Genomic DNA, 23,026 nt, shown 5'->3' with positions numbered 1-23,026 from the left:
CGAACACCTTTTGTTTTTATCGACAACATTTATGAAAAAGGTGGCGTTTACATGTTATTTGACACACATGCACATTTAAATGCCGAGCAGTTCAACGACGATTTGGAAGACGTGATTGCCCGGGCAAAGAAAGAAGAAGTGGAACACATCGTAGTGGTCGGTTTTGACCGGCCGACGATTACGCGCGCAATGGAATTGATTGATGCTTATGATTTCATTTATGCGGCAATCGGCTGGCACCCTGTTGATGCGATTGATATGACGGATGAGGACTTAGCATGGATCAAGAAGCTCTCGGCCCATGAAAAGGTTGTGGCGATTGGAGAAATGGGACTGGACTATCATTGGGATAAATCGCCGAAGGACGTTCAAAAAGAAGTGTTCAGAAAACAAATCGCATTGGCAAAAGAGGTCAACCTGCCGATCGTCATCCATAACCGCGAGGCAACTGAAGACGTTGTATCCATATTGCGCGAAGAAGGGGCGGAAAAAGTCGGCGGCATTATGCATTGCTTCACCGGGAGTGCCGAAATCGCCAAAGAATGCATCGATATGAATTTTTACCTATCTTTTGGCGGGCCGGTCACATTTAAAAATGCCAAAAAACCGAAAGAAGTTGTCAAACAAGTGCCGAACGATCGAATTTTGATCGAGACGGATTGCCCGTTTTTGGCGCCTCATCCTTTTAGAGGAAAGCGTAATGAACCGAGCTATGTCAAGCTTGTCGCTGAGCAGATTGCTGAACTGAAAGGGCTGACTTATGAGGAAGTGGCAGCTTTTACTACAGAGAATGCAAAAAAACTTTTCGGCATTAACTGACAGCATTTGATATCGACCTGTGGGCAAGCTTGTCTTTTCGGGAGAAGGTTCTCAAAAGTTCTACATGTCTGTTTACACTCATAGGATATCTGTGTCGACAAGTCTTTCTTTCTTTTATGAGGGTGTTTTCCCATAATAAAAGAGATGGCGGGCTTGCGGAGAAAATAGAGAGGAGGGTTGACAGGCTTGTAGATACTCTATATAATCTCCCCGAGGAGAAGGAGGCGTTTTTCATCATACAAAAAATGAAAAAGCTGTTTTCCGTAAAGCTTAGCAAAAGCAGATGGATACTGGTTGCTGCTGGACTGCTAGTGGCAGGAAGCGGAACTGCTTACGGAGTACATGAGCTCGCTAAACAGCAAGTCTCAATATCTATTAACGGGAAAAAGCAGGATGTTCGCACGCATGCTAAAACCGTAGGCGAGCTGCTGAAAAGTTTGGATATTGAAACGAGGAAAGAAGATCTTATTTCTCCCGCTGAAAATACAAAAATCACGGGCAACATGAACATTGAGTATGTTGCTGCCAAGCCCGTTCAGTTGACGATAAACGGGAAGGAAAAGAAAATATGGACAACAGCGGGCACAGTCGGCAAGCTTCTGAAAGATTTAAATCTTGAGTTGGCGGAACACGATCAAATTAACCCCTCAGTTGATAAAGAAATAAAAAAAGATATGAAGCTGACTTTGCAAAGGGCTTTTAAAGTAACCGTAAAGGATGCCGGTAAACATAAAGATATATGGACAACTTCGACTACGGTCGCTGACTTTTTAAAACAACATAAGATCAGCATAAGCGATAAGGATGAAGTCAAGCCTGCACTAGACAAGAAGCTGACAAAAGATCAGGCTGACGTTTACATCACCCGTATCAAAAAAGTCACCGATGTAGTGGAAGAAAAGATCCCTTTTGACGTCCAGAAGAAAGAAGATTCATCTCTGGAGAAGGGCGAACAGAAGGTCGTTCAGCACGGCAAAGAAGGCAAGCTTAAAAAGCATTATGCCGTCGTGATGAAAAACGGCAAAGAAGTTTCCAGGGAATTGATTAAAGAGGAAACGACAGCAGAAAGCAAAGCCAAAGTGATCGCCGTCGGAACAAAACGAAAAGCAGTGGCGCAAGTCAGCGCGAATGTATCGCGCGGCAATCAATCCTCAGGAAAAGAATTTTATGTATCATCCACAGCGTATACTGCAAGCTGTAACGGATGCTCAGGCCATACTGCGACCGGCGTGAATTTGAAAAGCAATCCGGGCTCCAAGGTGATTGCTGTAGATCCAAGCGTCATTCCATTGGGCTCCAAAGTGCATGTAGAAGGCTACGGTTATGCGATCGCAGCCGATACGGGCTCAGCCATTAAAGGCCGCAAAATTGATGTATTCTTTCCGAACAAGTCCGCCGCTTACCGGTGGGGGAACAAACGAGTTAAAATCAAGGTTTTGAACTAAATATACTTATATTATTTTTAGCAAGCAGAGGGATTTTGCGCCCTCTGTTTTTTTGGTTATAATAGATCCATCTTGTTTCTCATCTAATTAGACGGTTTTGTTACAAAAAGGTTTCAGTTTTTTTTAAAAATGTAATATAAGTTTTTTCGACATTCGGAGGAAAAAATGAAAATTAAAGAAATTATTGTGGTTGAAGGACGTGATGACACAGCCAAAATCAAATCGGCTGTTGATGCAGATACAATAGAAACAAACGGATCTGCTATAGGAGAGGATGTCATCAGGCGGATTCAGCTCGCTCAGAAAACGCGCGGCGTCATTATATTTACTGACCCCGATTTCCCGGGGGAGAAAATCAGAAAAACGATTGCCGAAAAAGTACCGGGCTGTAAGCATGCATTTTTGCCAAAGCATTTGGCAAAGCCTAAAAACAACCGGGGAATTGGTGTTGAGCATGCCTCGCTTGAAAGCATCCGCGACTGTTTGAGAACCGTTCAAGAAGAAATGGATGCGGTGGAACCGGAAATCAAGACCGAGGATTTAATCGAAGCCGGCCTGATTGGAGGCCCGCTTGCGAAACAAAGACGCGAGCGGCTCGGCGACATATTGAATATCGGATACACAAACGGAAAGCAGCTTCAAAAACGGCTGCAGATGTTTCAAATTAAAAAGAGTGACTATTTAAGCGCGCTGGATGCAGTGCTGCGGGAGGAAGAGAATGAATAAGGACATCGCCACCCCAATAAGAACAAAGGAAATTCTCAAGCGGTACGGTTTTTCATTTAAAAAAAGCTTGGGACAGAACTTCCTGATCGACACGAATATATTGGACAGAATCGTTGACCACGCCGAAGTGACCGGGACAACGGGCGTGATTGAAATCGGCCCGGGGATCGGGGCATTGACCGAACAGCTGGCAAAACGCGCGAAGAAAGTGGCGGCGTTTGAAATCGACCAAAGGCTATTGCCGATTTTAAAGGACACCCTTTCTCCGTACGACAATGTAACGGTCATCCATCAGGATGTTCTGAAAGCGGACATCAAGGCGGTGATGGATGAACAGTTTCAAGACTGTGAAGAGGTCATGGTCGTCGCCAATCTGCCGTATTATGTGACCACACCTATTATTATGAAGCTTTTAGAGGAGAATCTGCCTTTGAAAGGCATTGTCGTCATGCTGCAAAAAGAGGTCGCAGACCGGATGGCAGCTAAGCCTTCTTCAAAGGAATACGGATCCCTCTCCATCGCCGTTCAGTTTTACACTGAAGCAAAAACGGTCATGAACGTTCCGAAAACCGTTTTCGTACCTCAGCCAAATGTTGATTCTGCCGTCATCAGGCTGACGTTGAGGAAAGAACCTGCCGTTCAAGTTCAGAATGAAGCGTTTTTCTTTCAGGTCGTGAAGGCAAGTTTTGCTCAGCGCCGCAAAACGCTTTTAAACAATCTCGTCAATAATTTGGCGAATGGCAAAGAGCATAAAGCGGATATTGAAAAAGCGCTCCAAGACTCGCAGATTGACGGCAAAAGGCGCGGAGAATCGCTCAGCATTGAAGAGTTCGCCGTTCTGAGCGAGCATTTATCGAAAGCCCTTCTTTGATGGAGGGCTTTTTTTATGAAGCGCGGCGCACTGATGAGGCTTGCCAGCTGTTCACCACTTGAACGGCAGGTACATAGGCTAAAGAAGCACCTTTATTATTGTTTTTTCGTTCATCATGATGGGGCTTAGTCTATGTGTGGAGTGAAAAGCATGCAATTTAAAATAGGCGATATGGTTGTCAGAAAATCCTATCGAAGGGATATATTATTTCGAATTATACGAATTGATCAATCGGCAAACGGTGATCCTGTCGCCGTATTGCACGGAGATGAAGTCAGATTGATCGCTGATGCGAATTTGTCTGACCTGGAGATTGTGCGCGAGGCTGAGCGGCAGATGAGAAAGAGGGAGGAAGAATCAAAAATGAAGGAATCCCTCGATCTGCTTCGCCAGGATTATAAGCTTCTTCGCGACAAACACGAATACCGCGCCACAAATCAATACAGCACCCAACAGCAATATTTCCATCTGCCTGGAAGGGTTTTGCATTTAGATGGCGATTCAGCTTATTTAAAAAAGTGCCTGACATTGTATGAAAAGATCGGCGTTCCAGTGTACGGGATTCATTGTCATGAAAAGAAAATGTCTTCCGTTATTGAGGAGCTGATCGATGAATACCGTCCGGATCTCCTTGTCATCACCGGACATGATGCCTATTCAAAGCAAAAGGGCGATATCGACAATTTGGACGCTTACAGGCACACCAAAGATTTCATCGAAACTGTGCAAAAAGCGAGGAAAAAAATCCCCCATCTCGATCAGCTTGTCATTTTTGCCGGGGCGTGCCAGTCCCATTTTGAATCATTGATCAGAGCCGGGGCTAATTTTGCAAGCTCACCCTCAAGAGTCAACATCCATGCGCTTGATCCGGTTTATATTGTGGCAAAAATCAGCTTCACTCCGTTTATGGACCGCATCAACGTCTGGGAGGTGCTCAGGAATACCCTGACGCGGGAGAAAGGGCTCGGCGGCATTGAAACACGCGGTGTTTTAAGAATCGGGATGCCATATAAAGCAAACGATTAAAGGGTTGTCAGGATGATCATCCACCTTGGCCCGGGAGGACATGCGGGTCCCTCAAGCGGCCTGTGAACAGCGGAGAAATAAGCGTTTCTCAATAAGATAAAAACCCGCCGCAAGTGCGGGTTTTTTGCTTCGCTTTTGAATAAATTTTCCCTTTTTTTAAAAAGCATACATAAATAAGCGAAAAATGAGGAAAATAAGGGAAAGTTGATGTAGAATTTGTCACAAATATTTTATTGACAGAGGCTTATGAACGTTGATATAATTTAAATTTTATTTGACAAAAATGGGCTTCTGGTGTATACTGAATATAGTGAGGTGGATGCAATGGCGAAAACGTTGTCCGATATTAAAAGATCGCTTGATGGACATTTGGGAAAAAGGCTGACGTTAAAAGCAAACGGAGGCCGCCGAAAAACGATTGAGCGTTCGGGCATTTTAGCTGAGACGTACCCTTCTGTTTTTGTGATACAACTAGATCAAGACGAGAACTCGTTTGAAAGAGTTTCATACAGTTATGCCGATATTCTTACTGAGACGGTTGAGTTAAGATTTTCTGACGATAAAACGAGCTCAGTAGCCCTTTAAAAAGCAGTAAACGTCATGTTTACTGCTTTTTTGTTTTATCCAATATTTTTCGGGCAAGTTCTGCTAAAGATCAAGCAAAGCTAATGAATGTCACTCGTTTTATGATGAGTCAGACGAATGGTATGATACTTGAAAGGGGCTGTTTCGCATGGGCAGACGTCGAAGCATCATGTCAGAGGAATTCAAAAATGAATTGGCTAAAGATCTTGGATTTTACGATACGGTAAAAACTGAGGGCTGGGGCGGAATTCGGGCCAGAGACGCCGGAAACATGGTGAAGAGGGCCATCGAATTAGCCGAACAGCAAATGGCTCAAAACAGACAAAATCAATAAAACAGTGACAACCGGAGGACAATTTGTCCTCCGTTTTTTATCAGGGCCTTTTACGAGGCGGCCATGCCTCTGCCAGCAGAGCTAAAAAAGCGGCGCCCTGCTGCTGTGCATGCATTTGTACGCCTGTACTTCAAAATATGTTACAATGTGGATACTTATGTTTAGATGGAGAAGTAGGTGACTGGATTGCGTATTTTAGAGAAGGCGCCGGCTAAAATTAATTTGTCGCTCGACGTTCGCCGTAAACGTTCTGACGGGTATCACGAAGTTGAAATGGTGATGACAACGATCGATTTGGCGGATCGAATTGAATTAACAGAGCTGGCAGAAGATAAAGTGACAGTATCTTCACATAACCGTTTTGTACCGGACGATCAGCGAAACCTTGCTTATCAGGCTGCGATGCTCATAAAAAAGCGTTACGCCATTACAAAAGGTGTTTCCATTTTCATCACAAAGGTCATTCCTGTGGCGGCAGGGCTCGCCGGAGGGAGCAGCGATGCAGCCGCTGTCCTCAGAGGTTTGAACCGCCTGTGGGATTTGAAGCTTTCTGTGAATGAACTGGCCGAGCTCGGTGCGGAAATCGGATCGGATGTCTCATTTTGCGTTCACGGGGGAACGGCTCTGGCAACAGGGCGGGGGGAAAAAATCCGCCACATCGGGACGCCGCCGCACTGCTGGGTTGTATTGGCGAAGCCGACGATCGGCGTATCAACCGCGGAAGTGTACAAGCAGCTGAAGCTCGACAAAATCGAACATCCGGATGTTCAAGGTATGATTTCTGCGATTGAAGAGAAAAATTTTCATAAAATGTGTGAAAAACTTGGGAATGTTCTCGAAACAGTCACATTGAACATGCACCCTGAAGTGGCGATGATAAAAAATCAAATGAAACGATTTGGCGCAGATGCGGTACTGATGAGCGGAAGCGGACCGACGGTGTTCGGACTGGTGCAGTATGAATCAAAAGTACAGAGAATTTACAACGGGTTAAGAGGGTTTTGCGATCAGGTATATGCTGTCCGAATGATCGGAGAACAAAATGACCTTGATTAAATCCGTATGTTAAGTTATATTATTTTTAAAAATATTCGGATTTTGGAGGTAAGTGCATGAAGTTTCGTCGAAGCGGCAGATTGGTGGATCTGACAAATTATTTGTTGACCCATCCGCATGTCTTAGTGCCATTAACCTTCTTTTCAGAACGGTATCAATCTGCTAAATCATCAATTAGTGAAGATTTAACCATCATTAAGCAGACCTTCGAGCAGCAGGGAATCGGAACGCTTCAGACAGTGCCGGGAGCAGCGGGCGGTGTTAAATACATTCCAAAGGTTAAGCTTGATGAGGCAGCAGACTTTGTCAAAACACTCGGGGAGTCGTTGGTCGATTCAGAACGGATTTTGCCCGGCGGTTATCTATATATGACGGACGTCCTCGGAAAGCCATCAGTGTTAACAAAGGCCGGGAAGATTTTTGCTTCAGCTTTTTCGGACAGGGAAATCGATGTCGTGATGACGGTCGCCACGAAAGGCATTCCGCTGGCATATGCCGTAGCGAGTTATTTGGATGTGCCGACGGTCATCGTCAGGAAGGACAACAAGGTTACGGAAGGGTCAACGGTCAGCATCAATTATGTTTCAGGTTCATCCAACCGCATTCAGACGATGTCGCTTGCAAAACGCAGCTTAAAAACGGGTTCGCACGTGTTGATCATCGATGATTTTATGAAAGCGGGCGGTACGATCAATGGCATGATCAATCTGCTGGATGAATTCAACGCTCATGTTGCTGGCATCGGCGTTCTTGTTGAAGCCCAAGGGGTGCAGGAGCGGCTTGTTGATGAGTATATGTCGCTTCTTACCCTTTCAGAAATCGATATAAAGGAAAAAAACGTAGAAATACAAAACGGAAATTTTCCGCGATTTTTTGAAGAAAATCAATAAAGAATGGGGAGATTGAGAATGGCAAAGGTTGTTCAGACAAAGGAAGCTCCGGAAGCAATCGGACCATATTCACAGGGGATTATCGTCAATAATATGTTTTACAGTTCAGGGCAAATTCCTCTGACCCCGGCGGGTGAAATGGTCGATGGAGACATCACGGAACAGACGCATCAGGTGTTCCGCAATTTAAAAGCCGTTCTGAAAGAAGCGGGCGCTTCGCTTGAAACCGTCGTGAAAGCGACCGTGTTTTTGGCTGACATGAATCAATTTGCCGAGGTTAATGAGGTCTACGGCCAGTATTTCGCTGAACATAAACCGGCGAGATCATGTGTGGAGGTTGCGCGTCTCCCGAAAGATGCATTGGTTGAAATTGAAGTCATCGCACTCGTGAAATAGATGAATCGTTAAAAGGTGGTTTTGGCTGACAAAACCATCTTTTTTTGTTGGAATTTTTGACAATTCAGTGTGTTTTTATCCCAATATTACAAAAATATTTTAGGGTTATGCAGGAAAACAAAAAAAACCGTTGAATAATTACACTAATGTTTTTATATTGGGAAAAGGTGGTGAACTACTGTGGAAGTTACCGACGTAAGATTACGCCGCGTGAATACCGATGGTCGCATGAGAGCGATTGCATCCATCACGCTGGATCACGAATTTGTAGTGCATGACATTCGTGTAATTGATGGAAACAATGGTCTTTTCGTTGCGATGCCAAGTAAGCGTACACCTGATGGAGAGTTTCGTGATATCGCTCATCCAATCAACTCAAGCACCCGCGGAAAAATTCAGGACGCGGTGTTAAATGAATATCATCGTTTGGGTGACGTTGAGGAAATAGAATATGAAGAAGCGGGAGCTTCTTAAAAAAGAAGGGCTTATAGAAAGCCCTTTTTGTTTTGCAAAAAATGATGATATGATAATAAAATGACAATATATGGTTTATCCGTGCATATATCAGTAAATGGGTGAAAATGAAGCCCGGGCAGCTTAGTTCACTAAAAGAACAGAGACTTAGCCGAAAGATATGATCCCATAAATATCCCAGAAAGTCTAAAATTTGTCGTCTTGATTTGCTGATTTCCTTTTTTGGCTTGCTTGAAATCAGCTCATATTTAGGATATATTTTTCTATGGATAATAGGGATAATGGAGGCCAATACATGGATAAGCGGTTTGCAGTTGTATTAGCAGCTGGTCAAGGAACGAGAATGAAATCAAAGTTATATAAAGTGCTTCATCCTGTTTGCGGAAAGCCGATGGTCGAACATGTTGTCGATGAAGCCCGCAAGCTGTCATTGGAAAAGTTGGTTACAATTGTCGGACATGGTGCAGAAGATGTCAAAAAACAGCTCGGGGAAAAGAGTGAATATGCTCTTCAAGCTGAACAGCTCGGTACGGCACATGCTGTCAAGCAAGCTAAATCGATTCTTGCAGGCGAAAAAGGAACGACGATCGTCATTTGCGGAGATACTCCGCTTTTAACAGCGGAAACAATGGAAGCCATGCTCCGTGAGCATCAGGAGAAAGCAGCCAAGGTTACGATTTTAACAGCACTTGCGGAAGATCCGACAGGCTATGGACGCATCATACGCAACGAAAGCGGCGATGTTGCAAAAATTGTCGAACATAAAGACGCAACAGCTGAGGAACGCCTTGTCAAAGAAATCAACACAGGAACCTACTGCTTTGATAATGAAGCTCTTTTCCAGACGATCGAGCAGGTGTCCAATGATAATGTCCAAGGGGAATATTATCTTCCTGATGTGATTGAAATCTTGAAAAATCAAGGGGAGACTGTTGCCGCTTATCAGACTGATAACTTCCAAGAAACGCTCGGAGTCAATGACAGGGTAGCTCTGTCTCAAGCTGAAGCTTATATGAAGCAGCGCATCAACAAACGCCATATGCAAAATGGCGTCAGCTTAATCGATCCAGCCAACACATACATTTCACCGGAAGCCGTCATCGGCCGGGATACCGTGATTTATCCTGGAACGGTGATCAAGGGCAGAGTTGTCATCGGTGAAGACACGATGATCGGACAAAACAGCGAGCTGGAAAACTGTACGATCGGGAGCCGGACCGTTATTAAACAGTCCGTTGTCGTGGACAGCGAAGTCGGCGACGATGTGACGATCGGGCCGTTTGCTCATATCAGACCTGACTCTAAAATCGGCAATGAAGTAAGAATCGGCAATTTCGTAGAAGTGAAAAAGTCGCAATTCGGAGATCGCAGCAAAGCATCTCATTTAAGTTACATAGGGGACGCGGAAATTGGATCGGATGTCAATCTCGGCTGCGGTTCGATTACCGTTAATTATGACGGGGAAAATAAGTTTAAAACGAAAATTGAGGACGGAGCTTTTGTTGGCTGCAACTCCAACTTGGTTGCTCCTGTAACAATCGGCGAGGGCGCTTACGTAGCGGCGGGTTCAACAATTACCGATGATGTACCCGGCCGGGCTTTGTCTATTGCAAGGGCAAGACAAGTCAACAAAGAAGACTACGTTGAGAACATACACAAAAAATAATCCTAAATCGGAGGTTTACCATGTCTAAATATGAAGACGACAATTTGAAGATTTTTTCTTTAAACTCAAATCCGGGTCTTGCGAAGGAAATCGCGGATAGCGTCGGAGTTGAGCTTGGAAAGAGTTCTGTTAAACGCTTTAGCGACGGTGAGGTTCAAATCAATATCGAAGAAAGCATCCGCGGCTGCGACTGCTATGTCATCCAATCGACAAGCGCGCCGGTGAACGAGCACATCATGGAGCTTTTGATCATGGTGGATGCGCTGAAACGCGCTTCGGCGAAAACGATTAATATCGTGATGCCTTATTACGGCTATGCCCGTCAGGACCGTAAAGCCCGTTCCCGCGAGCCGATTACCGCAAAACTCGTGGCCAACCTGCTTGAAACAGCCGGCGCTACCCGGGTGATCGCTCTTGACCTGCACGCTCCGCAAATTCAAGGTTTCTTCGATATCCCGATCGACCATTTAATGGGTGTTCCGATTTTAGGAAATTATTTTGAAGAGAAAAATTTCAAGGATGTCGTGATCGTGTCTCCTGACCACGGCGGTGTGACACGTGCCCGCAAATTGGCGGACCGCTTGAAAGCGCCGATTGCGATTATCGACAAACGCCGACCTAAGCCGAATGTAGCCGAGGTTATGAATATCATCGGACATATTGAAGGAAAAACAGCCATTTTAATCGATGATATTATCGATACTGCAGGAACGATTACGCTTGCGGCCAATGCGCTCGTCGAAAGCGGCGCAGAGGAAGTGTATGCATGCTGTACACATCCGGTTCTTTCCGGTCCGGCGATCGAAAGAATCGACAATTCCAAAATTAAAGAGCTCGTTGTGACCAACAGCATTGAGCTTCCTGAAGAAAAGAAAATTGCGAAGTTTAAACAGCTTTCTGTCGCGCCGCTGTTGGCGGAAGCGATTATTCGTGTGCATGAAAAACAATCTGTCAGCTTCCTGTTCGATTAATTTGCTCATTCTGGTTTAAAGTTTTGTCGTTATGGGTATGGTTTTAGAAAGACCAATCTAACGATAGGATGGTGCTGAATATGGCAATTTTAAAAGCGGAAGAAAGAACGGATTCCAGACGGTCTTCTTTAAGAAGAATTCGGCAATCCGGGTATGTGCCGGGTGTCATTTACGGAAGAAATCTGGAGAACAAATCCGTAGCGTTAGACAGTATCGAGCTTTTAAAAATCTTGCGCGCTGAGGGCAAAAATACGATTATCAACTTGGATATAAACGGTGATCAGCACTCTGTTATGGTGACTGAGCTGCAGACGGATCCGTTAAAAGATTCAATCGTCCATGCCGATTTTAAAGTGGTTGATATGGAAGCGGAAATGGAGGCGACGGTCCCTGTAAACCTTACGGGTGAAGCAGAGGGCATCAAACAGGGCGGTGTTCTTCAGCAGCCGCTTTACGAGCTGTCTGTCACAGCAAAGCCGAAGAACATTCCGCAAACGATCGACGTCGATATTTCCAGTCTCGAAGTCAACGATGTTCTAACCGTCGGCGATATTCCGTCCAAAGGTGATTATTCATACAACCATGAGCCTGATGAAGTTGTTGCATCCATTCTTCCTCCTCAAAAGCAGGAAGAAACGGAAGCCGAATCAGCCGCACAAGACGTTGAGGAACCAGAAAAAGGCACTGAAGAGGAAAAAGAAGAATAAATACGTAAGACGTAATCCTCCCGCGGTTACGTCTTTTGTGCTAGAATGAGGGGAAATTAGGATGCTCCCCCTCGGTATGCTGAGGCAGGGTTTTGCTTAAGGGAGGATATAGAATAATGCTTGTGTTTGCAGGATTGGGCAATCCGGGTAAAACATATGAAAATACGAGACACAATGTAGGTTTTATGACGATCGACGAGCTCTCAAAAGAGTGGAGCATTCCGCTTGATAAAACAAAGTTCAACGGTCAATACGGAATTGGATTTGTTTCCGGCAAAAAGGTTCTACTTGTTAAGCCGCTTACATATATGAACTTATCGGGAGAATGCTTGAGGCCGCTTCTGGATTATTACGAAATCCCTGTTGAGAACATGAAGGTGATCTATGATGATTTGGATCTTCCGACCGGAAAAATCCGTCTGAGGACAAAAGGAAGCGCAGGAGGCCATAACGGCATCAAATCGATGATTCAGCATCTGGGAACAGCGGAGTTTAACCGGATCAGAATCGGAATCGGCCGTCCGGTCAACGGCATGAAAATCGTCGACTATGTGCTTGGCGCTTTTACAGATGAAGAAGAGCCGGCGATACAAGAGGCCGTCAAACAATCGGCCAAGGCCTGTGAAGCTTCTTTGGAAAAACCTTTTTTAGAAGTCATGAATGAATTTAATGCAAAGGTATAAGCGGCACGGGATCAGAACATACTAGTCGTAAAAAGACTGGCTATGGGAGGTTCCTTTATGGCTTTGCATTATTACTGCCGCCATTGCGGCGTAAAAGTAGGAAGTCTTGATCATTCTTATGTCAATAGCGCGCAATTGGGCTTTGACCACTTAACAAATGAGGAAAGAAACGATATGATTTCTTATAAGGATAATGGGGATTTACACATCAGGACGATATGTGAAGATTGCCAGGAAGCGCTGGAACGAAATCCGGATTATCATCAATATCAGTCATTTATTCAATAAAAAAGCTTTGGTGTAGAGACTAGACCAAAGCATTTTTCTATTTGAGGAAGAGAGGAGGGGCTCATTTGAACAATATTCAATCATACATTACAGAAAGCGATGATTTTAAATCCATCGTCAACGGTTTAAACGAAGGGCTGAAGGAGCAGCTGCTTGCGGGGCTCTCCGGATCAGCCCGGGCGCTGTTTACAGCCGCTCTTTCAAAAGAATCTGGACGGCCGTTGTTTTTAATTACACATAACCTTTATCAGGCTCAAAAAATTACAGATGATTTAACAGGGCTGATAAAAGATCAGCCTGTCCTTTTGTATCCTGTAAATGAGTTGATTTCGTCCGAGATAGCGGTTGCAAGCCCTGAGCTGCGCTCGCAAAGGCTCGATGTTTTAAATAGGCTGGCAAGCGGAGAATCTCCGATCATAGTTGCTCCCGCTGCAGCCGTGAGAAGAATGCTGCCCCCTGTGGAAGTATGGAGAAATAGTCAGGTTCACCTTGAAACCGGAAGGGAAATCGACCCGGAAAAGCTGATTCAGACGCTGGTTCAAATCGGATATGAGCGTACGGATATGGTCGCGGCTCCAGGCGAGTTCAGTATTCGCGGGGGCATTATCGATGTCTACTCATTGACTGAGGAAAACCCGATCCGCATTGAACTGTTTGACACCGAGATCGATTCGATTCGCATTTTTAATACGGATGATCAACGGTCTCTTGAGACGCGCGAGCAAGTGAAGATCGGTCCGGCCAAGGAGCTGATCGTCCGGGATGAAGACCGGAAAAGAGCGCTTGAACAAATAGAAAAAGGTCTTGCCGACAGCCTCAAGAAACTGAAGCTTGATAAACAGAAAGAAATCCTCCATCAAAATATAGAAGAGGATAAAGAGAGGCTGGCGGAAGGAAACATTGGCCAGGAAATGGTCAAATACCTTTCTTATTTCTATGAGAAGCCTGCTAGTTTGCTAGATTATTTTCCAAACCATACTTTGCTGATATTGGATGAAATCAGCCGTATTCATGAAATGGAAGATCAGCTGCAAAAAGAAGAAGCTGAATGGATGACGAGTCTTCTCGAAGAGGGCAATATTCTTCATGATATATCGATGTCATTCCCTTTTCATCAATTCATTTCGAAACAGTCTCGCCCGATTTTATACTATTCGCTGTTTTTAAGGCATGTTCAGCATACAAGTCCGCAAAACATCGTGAATGTATCAAGCAAACAAATGCAGAACTTTCACGGACAGATGAATGTGCTCAAAAATGAAATTGAACGGTTCAGGAAATCCAAGTATACGACGGTTTTTCTCGGGGACAGCCAGGAACGCGTTGACAAGCTTGCTTCTGTTCTATCGGATTATGAAATAGAAGCTGCCCAAGCCGACCGTAATACAGGCCTTGCCCAAGGCCAAATTTACGTTATGGAGGGCAGCCTTCAATCGGGCTTCGAGCTCCCGCTGATGAAGCTGGCCGTCATCACCGAAGAAGAGCTGTTTAAAAAGCGCGTAAAAAAGCAGGCGCGCAAGCAAAAACTGACCAATGCAGAAAGAATCAAAAGCTACTCAGAATTGCAGGTCGGTGATTATGTCGTCCACGTCAATCATGGAATCGGAAAATACTTAGGCATCGAAACACTGGAAATCAACGGCATCCACAAGGATTACCTCAATATTCATTACCAGGGAAGCGATAAGCTGTACGTGCCCGTTGACCAGATTGACCAGGTCCAAAAATATGTCGGTTCAGAAGGAAAAGAACCGAAGCTGTATAAACTGGGAGGAAGCGAATGGAAGCGGGTCAAGAAAAAGGTTGAAACCTCTGTTCAGGATATCGCCGATGACTTGATTAAGCTCTATGCCGAAAGGGAAGCAAGCAAAGGGTATGCATTTTCTCCCGATCATGAAATGCAGCGCGAATTTGAAGCTGCTTTTCCATACCAGGAAACAGAGGATCAGCTGAGATCGATTCATGAAATTAAAAAAGATATGGAGAAACCGCGTCCAATGGATCGTCTGCTTTGCGGCGATGTCGGATACGGCAAGACAGAGGTGGCGATACGAGCTGCATTTAAAGCGATTGCTGACGGAAAACAGGTCGCGCTCCTTGTTCCGACGACGATTTTGGCTCAGCAGCATTATGAGACGATACAGGAGCGCTTCCAGGACTACCCGATTAACATCGGTCTGCTCAGCCGCTTCCGCACGAGAAAGGAAGCGAATGAAACGATTAAAGGCTTGAAAAACGGCACGATTGATATTGTCATCGGAACCCATCGGCTTTTGTCAAAGGATGTTGTATACAAAGATCTGGGCTTGCTTATTATCGATGAAGAACAAAGGTTCGGTGTGACACACAAGGAAAAGATTAAACGCATTAAAGCGAATGTCGACGTCTTGACGTTGACGGCGACTCCGATACCGCGAACCCTTCATATGTCCATGCTCGGTGTCAGGGATTTGTCAGTCATTGAAACTCCGCCGGAAAATCGCTTTCCTGTGCAGACGTATGTTGTCGAATACAATGGAGCACTGGTGAGAGAAGCGATTGAACGGGAGCTGGCCAGAGGCGGCCAGGTGTACTTCCTATACAACCGGGTAGAGGACATTGAAAGAAAAGCCGAAGAAATTTCAATGCTTGTGCCTGATGCCAAGGTGACGTATGCTCATGGGAAAATGACGGAAAACGAGCTTGAATCCGTCATGTTGAACTTTTTAGAAGGAGAATCGGATGTTCTTGTCAGTACGACGATTATTGAGACGGGCGTTGATATTCCAAACGTCAATACGTTGATCGTGTTTGATGCCGACAAAATGGGACTTTCCCAGCTGTATCAGCTGAGGGGCCGCGTCGGACGCTCCAATCGGGTGGCGTACGCCTATTTTACGTACCGCAAAGACAAAGTCCTCACGGAAGTGGCGGAAAAAAGGCTTCAGGCTATTAAAGAGTTCACAGAACTGGGGTCAGGGTTTAAAATCGCGATGCGCGACTTGACGATTCGCGGCGCCGGAAACCTTCTGGGTGCACAGCAGCACGGGTTTATCGATTCCGTCGGTTTTGATTTATATTCGCAAATGCTCAAGGAAGCGATTGAAGCGCGCAAGGGTGATGTGCCGCAGGTTGAAAAATTTGAGCCGGAAATCGATTTGGAGATTGACGCGTATATTCCGCAAACCTATGTCACCGACGGGAAACAAAAAATAGATATGTATAAACGGTTCAGGTCCGTCGCGACAATTGAAGAAAAGAGCGAGCTTCAGGATGAGATGATCGATCGCTTCGGCGAATACCCGAAAGAAGTCGAGTACTTATTTGCCATCGCAGAAATGAAGGTATATGCGATCAGAGAGCGAGTAGAGCTGATCAAGCAGGATAAGGACGCCGTCATGCTGACGATTGATGAACAGGCAAGCTCTGCCATCGATGGACAAAAGCTGTTTGAGCTCGGCAGCAAATATGGCAGACAGATCGGCCTCGGAATGGAAGGGAAAAAACTAAAAATCTCGATTCAAATTAAAAACCGGAAGCCGGAAGAATGGCTGGAGACGCTTCTTGAGATTTTGAAAGGCTTGCAAGACGTCAAAAAACAAACAATCGCTTCATCGTAAAATTTTGCTGTTTCTCACGTATATTACATTTGATGTGAAGGATACTAAAATCAATCAAGAGTGGAGAGTGTTTCAAGGACACAGCTCTGTTACATCCACCAGATATATCATCAAATGAAAGAGAGGCAGCAGAGATGAAAGCAACTGGTATCGTACGTCGGATTGATGATTTAGGCCGGGTCGTAATCCCGAAGGAAATCCGAAGAACCTTGCGCATTCGCGAGGGGGACCCATTGGAAATATTTGTGGATCGGGACGGGGAGGTTATTTTAAAAAAATATTCTCCCATCAGCGAGCTTGGTGATTTCGCCAAGGAATATGCGGACGCGCTTTATGACAGTTTAGGGCATTCCGTGCTGATTTGCGACCGGGATGTGTATATCGCGGTTTCCGGAAGCTCTAAAAAAGACTACTTAAATAAATCGATCAGCGATCTGGTAGAAAAAGCGATGGATCAGCGCAACTCTGTATTGGACGGGGATGCGAAGACCATCCAGCTGATTGACGGCATTGACGAAGAAGTCGCTTCTTATACGGTTGGACCGATTGTTGCAAACGGCGATCCGATCGGAGCCGTCGTAATTTTTTCGAAAGACCAGTCGATTGGTGAAGTCGAACATAAAGCAGTCGAAACGGCGGCCGGTTTTCTGGCTCGTCAAATGGAACAATAGGTCTCATTCCTTTTATTTTGACATTCCTGCTCCCTCTAAAGCAGGAATGTCGAACCCGCTTGCGATGATGGAACAGCACCCTTTTTGGGCTGTTCTTTTTTTAGTTGAGGAGTTTAAAGCGCGGGAACCGGCTCTCTATATGGTATAATAAGCACGTTTCGTGCGCTTTTTTATAAGGTGAGCGCATTGAAAGGAGCTTGCAAAATGGGCTTTTTCAACAGCCGAGGACGGCTGCTTTGGCAAGGTGCCTTTGTGCTGTCATTGGCGGGGATTTTATCAAAAATATTAAGCGCTGTATATAGAGTGCCTTTTCAAAATATTGTGGGAGATGTCGGTTTTTATATTTTTCAGCAGGTGTATCCGATGATTGGGATCTCTGTACTGCTAGCGACATCAGGCTTTCCGGTCATCATTTCAAAGCTTTTGAATGACTATGGACCGGAAGGCCGCGGGAAAATCCTCCGGGTGTCCATGCTGTTTGTGTCTGGTGTCGGCCTTGTCTTTTTTCTGCTGCTGTTTGTCGGAGCGGAGTCGATCGCAGGCCTGATGGGGGATGCGGAACTTGGTCCGGTTATTCGCGCCGTTTCGTTTTCTTATTTGCTGCTGCCCTTCGTCTCATTTTTCAGAGGCTATTTTCAAGGGAGCGAGCTGATGCTGCCGACGGCATTTTCGCAAATCGGGGAGCAGCTGCTTCGCGTTGCGGCCATCCTTATCCTGACATGGTGGCTGGTAAAGAACGGACACTCGCTATATGAAGCCGGCGCAGGAGCGGCTTTTGGCTCATTGATCGGCGGCCTTGCGGCGTTTTTGATCCTGGCGATATGTTGGACAAAAAGAGAGAGGACCGGAGTCGTTGTCACGGCTAAGGCTGGTGTTGAGACGAAAACCATTGTGAAACAGCTTTGTCTTTACACGGCAACGATCTGCGCTGCCAGCCTCATGCTGATTCTGATCCAGCTTGTCGACGCGCTGAATTTATATTCGCTTTTAACCGGGCAGGGAATGGATGAACTCCAGGCGAAACATATAAAAGGTGTATATGACAGAGGACAGCCGCTGCTGCAATTGGGAACTGTCTTTGCTGCCAGTATTGCGACGGCTCTCGTCCCGTCCCTTACGAAAGCGAAAAAACAGCGGGAAAGCGAGGCTGCCCGGGAAAAGGTGCAGTCTTCAATTAAAATCAGCTTTATGATCGGTGCCGGTGCGGCGACAGGCCTCATGTGCATTTTGGAGCCGGTTAATGTCATGCTGTTCAAAAACAGTGAAGGGACGGCTGTCCTGCAAATTTTCAGTATTTCGATTTTTTTTGCATCGGTTGCTATGACGATGACCGCTGTTTTGCAAGGCCTCGGGGACACGTTTTTTCCGGCTGTCTCCGTTTGCAGCGGATTTTTGCTGAAAGCTGTTATGAACTGCGCCCTGATCCCTCCTTTCGGTATATCCGGAGCAGCGTTGGCCACGGTGGTCTCATTTGCGGCTGTCGCCGGGCTCAATCTGATCCAGCTGCGAAGAAAGGGCTGGATTAAGCTGTCTCAATACAGAATCACCGGCATTCTGCTTTCAGCCTTTATCATGTCGGCGGTCTTAGCGGTCTGGCTTTATGTGTTTGAAGCGGTGATCACCCAGTCAAGCAGGTGGCTGTCGGCTGCCGAAAGCCTCAGTGCCGTTTTGATCGGCGGTGCGGTCTATTTATACTGTATATTCAAATTACGCGTGTTTTCAGAGAAAGAACTCGAGCTTGTGCCTTTTGGAAGCAAGCTCCTTACATTCAAACGAGAAAGGGGCGGCAGGAATGGCTCGTAAAATAACAGTTGTCGGTCTCGGGGCAGGCGATATGACCCAATTAACCCTCGGCGTCTACAAGCGTCTTACACAGGCTGAGGTTTTATATGTCCGGACGAAGGACCATCCATTAATAGAAGAGCTGAGAAAAGAAATTCCGACCATTCATTTTTTTGATGAGGTCTATGAAAAGCATGATCAATTTGATGAGGTTTACGATGAAATCGTTGCAAGGCTTTTTCGCGAGGCAGAGGAGCGGGATGTGCTTTACGCCGTGCCGGGCCACCCGTTCGTAGCGGAAAAAACGGTGCAGCTGTTGCTTGAAAGACAGCATATGCACCATACAGAAGTAGAGGTGGAGGGAGGCCACAGCTTTCTTGACGCGACATTTAACGCCTTGGAGATCGATCCGATTGAAGGCTTTCAATTTGTAGATGCCGTCCAGTTCTCCGCAGACGAAGTCGAACTTCGCCATCATCTCATTATTTGTCAGGTCTATGATCAGATAACCGCTTCAGAAGTGAAGCTGACATTGATGGAAAAGCTGCCTGACGACTATGAGGTCGTGATCGTAACAGCAGCGGGCAGCAGCATGGAAGAGGTCAGGAAAGTGCCTCTTTATGAGCTGGACAGGAGCCTTGGCATCAATAACTTGACAAGCGTCTACGTCCCGCCTGTTAAAGATGACGCGATACTTTATCAGGAGTTTTCGATGTTCCGCCGTGTTATCAGGGAGCTGCGCGGGCCGAACGGCTGCCCTTGGGATCAGAAACAAACCCATCAATCACTGAAGAAATACTTGATAGAAGAGTGCTATGAAGTGCTGGAAGCCATCGATGAAGACGATCCGGATCATCTTGTTGAAGAGCTTGGCGATGTCCTGCTGCAAATCCTTCTGCATGCGCAGATCGGCGAGGACGAAGGCTTTTTTGCAATTGATGACGTGATACGCGGAGTCACCGAGAAGATGATCAGAAGGCATCCGCATGTCTTTGGAGACGTTGCCGTTCGCGATGAGGCGGACGTCATAGCAAACTGGGAAGAGATCAAGAAGCGGGAAAAACAGACCGGTGAGACATCGCTCCTTGATGACATTCCGAAGCCGCTGCCTGCTCTGGCAAAGGCGAACAAGCTTCAAAAAAAAGCTGCCAAAACCGGATTTGACTGGTCAGACGTTGAGGATATGTGGGATAAGGTTCAAGAAGAAATAAAAGAGTTTTCGCTTGAAATCTCCGAAGCTGAACCGAACAGTAAAAAAATAAAGGAAGAATTCGGTGATCTTTTATTTGCTCTTGTCAATATCGGCCGTTACTACAAAATTGAACCAGAAGAGGCACTGACGATGACGAATGCCAAATTTTACAGGCGGTTCACGTATATTGAACAAGAAGCGAAGCGCGCCGGGAAAGACCTTGAAAGCATGACGCTTGAGGAAATGGATGAACTTTGGAATGAAGCGAAAGAATTGGAAAGGGGAAACTGAACGATGAGACTTGATAAATTTCTAAAAGTATCAAGATTGATTAAAAGAAGAACACTGGCCAAGGAGGTAGCGGATCAGGGAAGGATCTCGATCAACGGACAGCAGGCAAAAGCAAGCTCTGTCGTCAAAGCGGGAGACGAGCTTGAAGTGCGTTTCGGCCAAAAGCTTGTCACGGTCAAAGTTAACGATTTGAAGGACACGACAAAAAAAGAAGAGGCGGCCAATATGTACACCGTGCTGAAAGAAGAGAAACTCGGAGGAGAATAGGCTTGTTCTAAAAAAATCTCCCGACTCATACAATGCAGTAACGAATCTTAGTATGAGGATATGGGGGATGAATAGATGAGCTTATATTATGATCAGCACAACCCTTCCGGCGGGTCATCTGGTCCTGAACATAATGTGATGATGAAGGGCCGCAAGCTGTTGGACATTTCCGGCGTCAAACAAGTCGAGAGCTTTGACAATGAGGAATTTTTGCTGGAAACCGTCATGGGTATGCTGGCGGTCAGAGGCGAAAATCTGCAGATGAAAAATCTGGATGTGGAAAAAGGCGTTGTCTCCATTAAAGGAAGAGTGCTTGATCTCGTCTATTTGGATGAGCAGCAGGGGGAGAAAGCTAAAGGTTTTTTTAGCAAGTTGTTTAAATGACGCTGACCACCCAGTTTTATACGATGCTGGCCATGGCCGGAATGGGGGCATGGCTGGGTGCTTCCCTTGATACCTACAAACGATTTGTGCTTCGCGCAAAAACCGCCAGACTGCTTTTATTTATCCATGATCTATTGTTTTGGATGGTACAAGGTCTCCTTTTTTTCTACGTCTTGCTCAGCGTAAATGAAGGAGAGTTTAGAATCTATATCTTTTTGGCGGTCTTGCTGGGATTTGCCGCTTACCAAAGCCTTTTTAAACATATCTACAATCAAATGCTGGAATGGATGATCTCTTTTTTCGTTTTCATTTGCCGAACCGCGGCAAAAATGATGCGGATGATGATATTCCGCCCTGTCGTGTGGGCACTTCAGGCCATTTTGGCTATCATTTTGTTTACATTGAAAAATATCTATGTTCTTTTTCGATTTTTTGCGTTATGTTTATATAAGATCTTAAAATTTGCAGGCTACCCGTTTTACTTCTTAATATACCAATGCTACAAGCTGCTACCCGCCCGTATTCAGAGGCTGCTGAAACGCTTTTTTCAATCCGGAGCAGGATTTTTCAAAAAGGGAAAGAAACTATTCATAACAATTAAAACGAAATTATTGAAAAAGTGAAGGGAGGCCGTCTGGAATTGAACGATTCTAGAAAACGCAATATTTCTCAGATTCAAAATGAATATAAAGAGCAGATGGAACGGAAACAGCAGCATCTCAAAAGAAAGAGACGCGGTCTTTACAGACGGTTGACGGTATTTGGGGCCGTCGTGCTGCTTACGGCGATTGTGCTGGTCAGCTCAATGTGGACGCAATCCTCTGACATAAGCGCAAAAGAAGAGAAGAAAGAAGAACTCTTGAAAAAGCTGGATAAGCTGGAAGCAAAAAAATCGGATTTGCAAGATGAGATCGTCAAATTGAAGGACAAGGATTACGTTGCCGAGCTTGCCAGAAAGGATTATTACTTGTCAAAGGACGGGGAAATCATCTTCAAGTTTGACAAGAAGAGCAAGTAGCCTTGTTGACACTTATTTTTTTCTTTATGTATAATTAAAGAAATGATCTTTTTTAAGTCTAAGGAGGAGCACTTTTTTTATGTCGATTGAAGTTGGCAGCAAGTTGCAAGGGAAAGTAACAGGTATTACAAATTTCGGAGCGTTTGTTGAATTGCCTGGAGGATCAACAGGTCTCGTTCATATTAGTGAAGTAGCCGATAATTATGTGAAGGATATTAATGATCATCTGAAAGTCGGTGATCAAGTCCAAGTCAAGGTCATCAATGTTGAAAAAGATGGAAAAATCGGCTTGTCCATCAAAAAGGCTGTAGACCGTCCTCAATCAAGACCCAGAAATGATTTCCGCTCTAAAGAAACGTTTGAACAGAAAATGTCTAAGTTCTTAAAAGATAGTGAAGACCGTTTATCATCTCTTAAACGCAACACGGAATCAAAACGTGGAGGGCGCGGAGCAAGAAGAGGTTAACTTGCTGCTTTCTATATATACGAAAGGCATTCGTCTTATCCCAACGGATGCCTTTTTATTTTCTCGAAAATTTTATTTAAAAATCTATTGACGGACTGAACAATCCTTTGTATTATAGAACTTGTGCGTTAAAAGAACGCGAAATGATAAACATGGCGGTGTAGCTCAGCTGGCTAGAGCGTACGGTTCATACCCGTGAGGTCGGGGGTTCGATCCCCTCCGCCGCTACTTTGATATGGCCCGTTGGTCAAGTGGTTAAGACACCGCCCTTTCACGGCGGTAACACGGGTTCGAATCCCGTACGGGTCATCCGCAAAACCGGTTTCTTATGAAGCCGGTTTTTTGTTTTGCCCAAAACTGCAAAATTGCGAGAAAAGACTCGACTTATCATGAGCGATTGAAGCTTTCTACAAAAAGCG

The 23,026-nt window shown here is 45.4% G+C and carries 24 protein-coding genes, 2 tRNA genes and 1 pseudogene; all 27 read left to right on the top strand.

Features of this window, described 5'->3' with window-relative positions:
• Positions 1-51 precede the first annotated feature (51 nt).
• Positions 52-819 (top strand): TatD family hydrolase, encoded by a 768-nt coding sequence (locus M654_RS00240; protein WP_026589832.1) that lies wholly within the window; start codon positions 52-54, stop codon positions 817-819.
• A gap of 116 nt (positions 820-935) precedes the next feature.
• Positions 936-2,264, top strand: coding sequence for a G5 and 3D domain-containing protein (locus tag M654_RS00235; RefSeq protein WP_035428862.1), 1,329 nt, complete (start codon positions 936-938; stop codon positions 2,262-2,264).
• Between the two features lie 165 nt (positions 2,265-2,429).
• Positions 2,430-2,990 (top strand): ribonuclease M5, encoded by a 561-nt coding sequence (gene rnmV, locus M654_RS00230; protein ID WP_026589830.1) that lies wholly within the window; start codon positions 2,430-2,432, stop codon positions 2,988-2,990.
• On the top strand, positions 2,983-3,861 hold the full coding sequence (gene rsmA / locus M654_RS00225; protein ID WP_026589829.1) for a 16S rRNA (adenine(1518)-N(6)/adenine(1519)-N(6))-dimethyltransferase RsmA: 879 nt from the start codon (positions 2,983-2,985) through the stop codon (positions 3,859-3,861). The genes rnmV and rsmA overlap by 8 nt, the downstream gene beginning before the upstream one ends.
• A 150-nt stretch (positions 3,862-4,011) precedes the next feature.
• On the top strand, positions 4,012-4,887 hold the full coding sequence (yabG, locus tag M654_RS00220; RefSeq protein WP_026589828.1) for a sporulation peptidase YabG: 876 nt from the start codon (positions 4,012-4,014) through the stop codon (positions 4,885-4,887).
• Positions 4,888-5,211: 324 nt separating this feature from the next.
• Positions 5,212-5,472, top strand: coding sequence for a biofilm formation stimulator Veg (gene veg / locus M654_RS00215; RefSeq protein WP_003178187.1), 261 nt, complete (start codon positions 5,212-5,214; stop codon positions 5,470-5,472).
• A 148-nt stretch (positions 5,473-5,620) separates the two neighbouring features.
• Entirely contained in the window at positions 5,621-5,806 is a 186-nt protein-coding gene (locus tag M654_RS00210) for a small, acid-soluble spore protein, alpha/beta type (RefSeq protein WP_026589827.1), read from the top strand.
• A gap of 186 nt (positions 5,807-5,992) precedes the next feature.
• Positions 5,993-6,862, top strand: coding sequence for a 4-(cytidine 5'-diphospho)-2-C-methyl-D-erythritol kinase (ispE, locus tag M654_RS00205; RefSeq protein ID WP_026589826.1), 870 nt, complete (start codon positions 5,993-5,995; stop codon positions 6,860-6,862).
• A gap of 56 nt (positions 6,863-6,918) precedes the next feature.
• Positions 6,919-7,772 (top strand): annotated as a pseudogene (purR, locus tag M654_RS00200) (pur operon repressor); the annotation flags it as partial.
• Entirely contained in the window at positions 7,771-8,148 is a 378-nt protein-coding gene (ridA, locus tag M654_RS00195; RefSeq protein WP_026589824.1) for a 2-iminobutanoate/2-iminopropanoate deaminase, read from the top strand. The pseudogene purR and the gene ridA, both read left to right, overlap by 2 nt.
• Before the next feature lie 180 nt (positions 8,149-8,328).
• The gene (gene spoVG, locus M654_RS00190) at positions 8,329-8,622 is read left to right on the top strand and encodes a septation regulator SpoVG (RefSeq protein WP_003178198.1); all 294 of its coding nucleotides are present in this window, start codon (positions 8,329-8,331) and stop codon (positions 8,620-8,622) included.
• 295 nt (positions 8,623-8,917) lie between these two features.
• On the top strand, positions 8,918-10,288 hold the full coding sequence (gene glmU / locus M654_RS00185; protein WP_026589823.1) for a bifunctional UDP-N-acetylglucosamine diphosphorylase/glucosamine-1-phosphate N-acetyltransferase GlmU: 1,371 nt from the start codon (positions 8,918-8,920) through the stop codon (positions 10,286-10,288).
• A 20-nt stretch (positions 10,289-10,308) separates the two neighbouring features.
• Positions 10,309-11,259 (top strand): ribose-phosphate diphosphokinase, encoded by a 951-nt coding sequence (locus tag M654_RS00180; protein ID WP_026589822.1) that lies wholly within the window; start codon positions 10,309-10,311, stop codon positions 11,257-11,259.
• Between the two features lie 80 nt (positions 11,260-11,339).
• Positions 11,340-11,966: a 50S ribosomal protein L25/general stress protein Ctc gene (locus tag M654_RS00175; RefSeq protein ID WP_026589821.1), complete on the top strand. Its 627-nt coding sequence runs from the start codon at positions 11,340-11,342 to the stop codon at positions 11,964-11,966.
• Positions 11,967-12,082: 116 nt separating this feature from the next.
• Entirely contained in the window at positions 12,083-12,649 is a 567-nt protein-coding gene (gene pth, locus M654_RS00170; protein ID WP_026589820.1) for an aminoacyl-tRNA hydrolase, read from the top strand.
• A 57-nt stretch (positions 12,650-12,706) separates the two neighbouring features.
• The gene (locus M654_RS00165) at positions 12,707-12,937 is read left to right on the top strand and encodes an anti-sigma-F factor Fin (RefSeq protein WP_026589819.1); all 231 of its coding nucleotides are present in this window, start codon (positions 12,707-12,709) and stop codon (positions 12,935-12,937) included.
• A gap of 65 nt (positions 12,938-13,002) precedes the next feature.
• The gene (gene mfd, locus M654_RS00160) at positions 13,003-16,536 is read left to right on the top strand and encodes a transcription-repair coupling factor (protein WP_026589818.1); all 3,534 of its coding nucleotides are present in this window, start codon (positions 13,003-13,005) and stop codon (positions 16,534-16,536) included.
• A gap of 134 nt (positions 16,537-16,670) precedes the next feature.
• On the top strand, positions 16,671-17,207 hold the full coding sequence (gene spoVT, locus M654_RS00155) for a stage V sporulation protein T (protein ID WP_026589817.1): 537 nt from the start codon (positions 16,671-16,673) through the stop codon (positions 17,205-17,207).
• A gap of 204 nt (positions 17,208-17,411) precedes the next feature.
• Positions 17,412-19,010 (top strand): putative polysaccharide biosynthesis protein, encoded by a 1,599-nt coding sequence (locus M654_RS00150; RefSeq protein ID WP_026589816.1) that lies wholly within the window; start codon positions 17,412-17,414, stop codon positions 19,008-19,010.
• Positions 19,000-20,472: a bifunctional methyltransferase/pyrophosphohydrolase YabN gene (gene mazG, locus M654_RS00145; RefSeq protein WP_026589815.1), complete on the top strand. Its 1,473-nt coding sequence runs from the start codon at positions 19,000-19,002 to the stop codon at positions 20,470-20,472. Before M654_RS00150 ends, mazG begins: the two co-directional genes overlap by 11 nt.
• A 3-nt stretch (positions 20,473-20,475) precedes the next feature.
• Positions 20,476-20,739 (top strand): RNA-binding S4 domain-containing protein, encoded by a 264-nt coding sequence (locus M654_RS00140; protein ID WP_026589814.1) that lies wholly within the window; start codon positions 20,476-20,478, stop codon positions 20,737-20,739.
• Between the two features lie 75 nt (positions 20,740-20,814).
• Entirely contained in the window at positions 20,815-21,123 is a 309-nt protein-coding gene (gene yabP / locus M654_RS00135) for a sporulation protein YabP (RefSeq protein ID WP_026589813.1), read from the top strand.
• Positions 21,120-21,746: a spore cortex biosynthesis protein YabQ gene (gene yabQ / locus M654_RS00130; RefSeq protein ID WP_026589812.1), complete on the top strand. Its 627-nt coding sequence runs from the start codon at positions 21,120-21,122 to the stop codon at positions 21,744-21,746. Before yabP ends, yabQ begins: the two co-directional genes overlap by 4 nt.
• Positions 21,747-21,763: 17 nt before the next feature.
• Positions 21,764-22,141: an FtsB family cell division protein gene (locus M654_RS00125; RefSeq protein ID WP_026589811.1), complete on the top strand. Its 378-nt coding sequence runs from the start codon at positions 21,764-21,766 to the stop codon at positions 22,139-22,141.
• A 79-nt stretch (positions 22,142-22,220) separates the two neighbouring features.
• Positions 22,221-22,607, top strand: a complete 387-nt coding sequence (locus M654_RS00120; RefSeq protein ID WP_026589810.1) for a S1 domain-containing RNA-binding protein — start codon at positions 22,221-22,223, stop codon at positions 22,605-22,607.
• Between the two features lie 154 nt (positions 22,608-22,761).
• Positions 22,762-22,835 (top strand) — tRNA-Met (locus tag M654_RS00115).
• 9 nt (positions 22,836-22,844) lie between these two features.
• A tRNA-Glu gene (locus M654_RS00110) sits at positions 22,845-22,916 on the top strand.
• Positions 22,917-23,026: the final 110 nt, after the last annotated feature.

It is taken from the genome of Bacillus sp. NSP9.1, from assembly GCF_000465465.2.
Taxonomy (GTDB): domain Bacteria; phylum Bacillota; class Bacilli; order Bacillales; family Bacillaceae; genus Bacillus; species Bacillus sonorensis_A.
Note: the sequence above shows the minus strand (reverse complement) of the source record. Positions and strands in the feature narration are given on the sequence as shown.